Below are 4556 nucleotides of genomic sequence, written 5' to 3' on the forward strand. Positions count from 1 at the left end.
TCGTGGGGCTGGTCCGGGTCCAATGCGTTCGTGGGGATGGTCCGGGCGTCCATTGTGTTCGTGGGGATGGTCCGGGCGTCCATTGTGTTCGCGGGGATGGTCCGGGCGTCCATTGCGTTCGCGGGGATGGTCCGGGCGTCCATTGCGTTCGTCGGTCGAAGGGCTCATGATTCCTGACACCTGGTCAGGTGGCCAGGGAGCGACCGGGGAGGTGGCCGCGGATGGCGGCAGCGGCAGGGCAGCGCAGGGGACGCCGGATCATGCTGAGCCCGGAGGAGCTGGACGCCTTTCTGGCGCGTCAGCGGACCTGCCGGATCGCCACGGTCGGGCCGGACGGCGCACCGCACGTCGGCGCGCTGTGGTTCGTCTGGGACGGCGTCGCCATGTGGCTGTACTCCCTCACCCGCAGCCGGCGTTGGGCCCACCTCGTGAAGGACCAGCGGGTGGCGGTCGTGGTCGACGACGGCCACGAGTACGGCGAACTGCGCGGCGCCGAACTGTCGGGCAGCGTGGCGTTCGTCGGCGAGGCTCCGCGGCGCGGCGAGCCCTGCCCGGAGCTGGCGGCGCCCGAAAAGCTCTTCGCGGCGAAGTACTTCGGTCTGGAGACGATGCCGCACGACGGCCGGCACGCCTGGCTGCGGCTCACACCGGACGCGGTGGCGTCCTGGGACTTCCGCAAGATCCCGGGTTAGCCGCCGGGGCGAACCGGCCGAGTGCGCTTCAGCTGTCGTCCTCCGGGGTCCAGGTCAGCAGCCGCACCTCGGCGACCGTACGGAGGTGCCGGCGCATGGCCGCCGCCGCGGCCTTCGGGTCGCCCGCCCGGACGGCCTCCAGGATCCGCCGGTGCTGCGCGAGTGACCGCTTGGGGCGGCCGGGTTGGCGCAGCGATTCGTTGCGGCTCTCGCCGATCTGCTCGGCGATGGAGCGCATGAACTCGGCGAGCAGCGCGCTGTGCGCGGCCGCGGTGACGGCGGCGTGGAAGCGGCGGTCGCCCTCGACGCCCGGGCCGCCGTCCTCGACGTCCTTCGCCATGTGCGCCAGGGCGTCGTCGAGGACCGCGAGATCGGCGTCCGTACGGCGGCGGGCCGCCAGTTCGGCGAGCTTGGTCTCCATGGCCTCGCGCGCTTCCAGGACGTCCGGCAGCCGGCGGCGGCGCTCGACCAGGCGCTCGACGGGCTCCGCCGCATCGAGGGTGTCGCGCACCAGGTAGGTGCCGCCGCCGTGCCGCACCTCGACCAGGCCCTGCACCTCCAGCACGACGATCGCCTGCTTCACGGACGCCCGGCTGACGCCGAGCCGCTGGGCCAGCTCGCGCTCCGCCGGCAGGCGGTCGCCCGCGCCCAGCCCGTCTTCGGCGGCGTACTGGCGCAGCCGCTCGACCACCTGCTCGTAGAGCCGTGGCCTGGCCATTGGCCGCAGAGCCTCGGACATCGGTTGGCCCCCCTCGATCGGTTCCCGCGACCAAACGTCGCTGGAGAGTCGTGACAAGAGTATTGACGCACTCCGTCGGCGAGCAGCAAAGTGGCTCAGCCACTTGGCCACTGTGCCAGGTGGCCATTATCGTCCACGAACGGAGCCGCAGATGTCGCCGGAAGTGCTCTCGATACTCGTGCTAGCGGTGATCTTCGTACTGGCCACCACCCGATCCATCAACATGGGCGCGCTGGCGTTCGCCGCGGCGTTCGGCGTGGGCACGCTGGTCGCGGGCATGGACGCGGACGAGATCTTCGCGGGCTTCCCCGGCGATCTGTTCGTGGTTCTGGTCGGCGTGACGTACCTCTTCGCCATCGCCCGCGCCAACGGCACCACCGACTGGCTGGTACACGCCTCCGTACGGCTCGTCGGCGGGCGGGTCGCGCTGATCCCCTGGGTGATGTTCGCGGTCACCGGCGCGCTCACCGCGATCGGCGCGGTCAGCCCGGCGGCGGTGGCGATCGTCGCGCCGCTCGCGCTCGGCTTCGCGGCGCAGTACGGCATCAAACCGCTGCTCATGGGCGCGCTGGTGGTGCACGGCGCGCAGGCCGGCGGCTTCTCGCCGATCAGCATCTACGGGTCGACGGTCAACGGCATCGTCGCCCGCGAGGACCTGCCCGGCAGCCCGCTCGCCCTCTTCGCCGCCAGCCTGGTCGTCAACCTCCTCATCGCGGCGGTCCTGTTCGTCGCCCTGGGCGGCCTCCGGCTCCCTCGTACGGGTGGCGGGGGCCGCACACAGAGCACCTCCGACGAGGGAAGAAGCGACTCCGACGGCGGAAGCACGGACTCCCGCGCCGGTGCCCTCGCCGCCGAGGGAAGAACGGACTCCGCGGCCGGCGCCCTCGCCCTCACGCCCGCCCGTGCCGCCACCCTCCTCGCCCTCCTGGCCCTCGTCGTGGCGGTGCTCGTCCTCGACCTGGACGCCGGCCTCACCGCGATCACCCTCGCCGTCCTCCTCAGCGCCGTCTGGCCGCAGGACAGCAAGGCCGCCGTCTCGGAGATCACCTGGCCCACCGTGCTGCTGATCTGCGGCGTCCTCACCTACGTCGGCGTCCTGGAGCAGATGGGGACCATCACCTGGGCGGGCGAGGCCGTCGGCAGCATCGGCATTCCGCTGCTGGCCGCACTGCTGCTGTGCTACATCGGCGCGCTGGTCTCCGCCTTCGCCTCCTCCGTCGGCATCATCGGGGCGCTGATCCCGCTGGCCGTACCGTTCCTGGCACAGGGGTCGATCGGGGCCGTGGGCATGGTCGCGGCGCTCGCGGTCTCCGCCACCGTCGTCGATGTGAGCCCGTTCTCGACGAACGGCGCACTGGTGCTGGCGAACGCCAAGAATGTCGACCGGGACGGTTTCTTCAAGCAGTTGATGGTGTACGGAGCCCTCGTGGTCGCGGCCGTACCGGCGCTGGTCTGGCTGGCGCTGGTGGTCCCCGGCTTCGGCTGAGACCACGGGCCACGGCCGCCGGCCCGTGGCCAGGTGGCCAGGTAGCCAGGTAGCCAGGTGGCCAGGAATGGGTACCCCGAGTACTCGAACAGCAAGAGAACGAAGGAGTTTCGGTGAACGAGCTTTTCCCGGCGCTGCGTACGGCGTCCTCCCGTACCGCACTGCGTTTCCAGGACCGCGCGCTGACCTACGGGCAGCTCGCCGCGGCCGCCGGCGCGCTCGCGGAGCGGATCGGCGCCGAGCGGCGGGTGGCGGTGTGGGCCACGCCCACGCTGGAGACCTCGGTCGCGGTGGTCGCGGCGCTGCTCGCGGGGGTACCGGCAGTACCCGTCAACCCCAAGATCGGCGAGAGCGAGCTGGCGCACATCGTGTCCGACAGCGCCCCCACCCTCGTCCTGGCCGAACCGGACACCGAACTCCCCGGCGCGCTCGCCACGCTCTCCCGCATCGACGTCGATCCGTACGAGGGGGTCGAGGGCGGCGCGACGGCCGAGGACAGGCTGAGGAACGCTTCGGGCGCGACGGCGGTGACGACTGAGGCGGACGCGACGACTGAGATGGCCGAGACAGGTGCGGCGACCGAGGCGGTCGAGGCGGGCGCGGCGCGGACGACGGCCCAGGCGGTCGAGCTGCCCCCGGAGCCGGGCGCCGAGGCCCCCGCCGTGATCGTGTACACCTCCGGCACCACGGGCCGCCCCAAGGGCGTGGTCATCCCCCGGCGCGCCATCGCCGCCACGCTCGACGCCCTCGAAGACGCCTGGCAGTGGACCGCGGACGACGTACTCGTCCACGGCCTGCCGCTGTTCCACGTCCACGGTCTGATCCTCGGCATCCTCGGCCCGCTGCGCCGCGGCGGCACCGTGCACCACCTCGGCCGCTTCTCCACCGAGGGGGTGGCGCGCGAGCTGGCCGGCGCCGGCACGATGCTGTTCGGCGTGCCGACGATGTACCACCGGCTGGCCGCCGAGGCGGGCGAGAACCCGGCGCTCGCCAAGGCGCTGGGCGGCGCCCGGCTGCTGGTCTCCGGCTCGGCGGCGCTGCCGCTGACGGACCACCAGAAGATCAAGGCGGCGACCGGCGCCCGGGTCGTCGAGCGCTACGGCATGACCGAGACGCTGATGAACACCGCGGTACGGGCCGACGACACCTCCGCTCCTGGCACGGTCGGCGTCCCGCTCCCGGGCGTCCATGCGCGGCTGGTCGACGAGTCCGGCAAGGTCATCGAAGCGAGCGACGGCGAGACGGTCGGCGAGATCCAGGTCCGCGGCCCGAACCTCTTCGTCGAGTATCTGAACCGGCCGGACGCGACGGCCGAGGCGTTCGACGGGGGCTGGTTCCGTACGGGGGACATGGCCACCCGCGACGCGGCGGGTCGCTACCGCATCGTCGGCCGCAAGGCCACCGACCTCATCAAGAGCGGCGGCTACAAGATCGGCGCAGGCGAGATCGAGAACGCCCTGCTGGAACACCCCGGCGTCGCCGAGGCCGCGGTAACGGGCGAACCGGACGAGGACCTCGGCGAGCGCATCGTCGCGTGGATCGTCCCCGCGACGAGCGGCAACGGCGACGCGACCGGCGCGGCTCCCTCTCCCTCCGCCCAGGAACTGATCGACCACGTCGCCACCCAACTCGCCCCCCA

At 72.3% G+C, this 4556-nt stretch carries 4 protein-coding genes; 3 read left to right on the plus strand and 1 reads right to left on the minus strand.

The features are described from left to right. Positions 1 to 221: 221 nt before the first annotated feature. Positions 222 to 692 carry a pyridoxamine 5'-phosphate oxidase family protein gene (locus tag CCS38_RS10860; protein WP_223733017.1) on the plus strand — a complete coding sequence of 157 codons (471 nt, stop codon included), beginning with the start codon at positions 222 to 224 and terminating at the stop codon, positions 690 to 692. A gap of 28 nt (positions 693 to 720) precedes the next feature. On the opposite strand, the gene CCS38_RS10865 is transcribed toward CCS38_RS10860, so the two are convergent. Then, positions 721 to 1431, minus strand: coding sequence for a FadR/GntR family transcriptional regulator (locus tag CCS38_RS10865; protein WP_223733018.1), 711 nt, complete (start codon positions 1429 to 1431; stop codon positions 721 to 723). Positions 1432 to 1582: 151 nt separating this feature from the next. Between CCS38_RS10865 and CCS38_RS10870 the strand changes: the two genes are divergently transcribed. Both CCS38_RS10870 and CCS38_RS10875 read left to right on the plus strand, forming a co-directional pair. Next, on the plus strand, positions 1583 to 2917 hold the full coding sequence (locus CCS38_RS10870; RefSeq protein WP_223733019.1) for an SLC13 family permease: 1335 nt from the start codon (positions 1583 to 1585) through the stop codon (positions 2915 to 2917). Between the two features lie 113 nt (positions 2918 to 3030). Continuing rightward, positions 3031 to 4556, plus strand: a 1526-nt coding sequence (locus CCS38_RS10875) for an acyl-CoA synthetase (RefSeq protein ID WP_223733020.1), incomplete at its 3' end; no start/stop codon positions are given.

This window comes from Streptomyces purpurogeneiscleroticus (genome assembly GCF_020024005.1).
Classification (GTDB): domain Bacteria; phylum Actinomycetota; class Actinomycetes; order Streptomycetales; family Streptomycetaceae; genus Streptomyces; species Streptomyces purpurogeneiscleroticus.

What these genes read in the sequence shown, in the direction of transcription:
- CCS38_RS10865 (WP_223733018.1), bottom strand. Translation starts at nt 1,431, where the DNA reads ATGTCCGAGGCTCTGCGGCCAATGGCCAGGCCACGGCTCTACGAGCAG.
- CCS38_RS10870 (WP_223733019.1), top strand. Translation starts at nt 1,583, where the DNA reads ATGTCGCCGGAAGTGCTCTCGATACTCGTGCTAGCGGTGATCTTCGTA.
- CCS38_RS10860 (WP_223733017.1), top strand. Translation starts at nt 222, where the DNA reads ATGGCGGCAGCGGCAGGGCAGCGCAGGGGACGCCGGATCATGCTGAGC.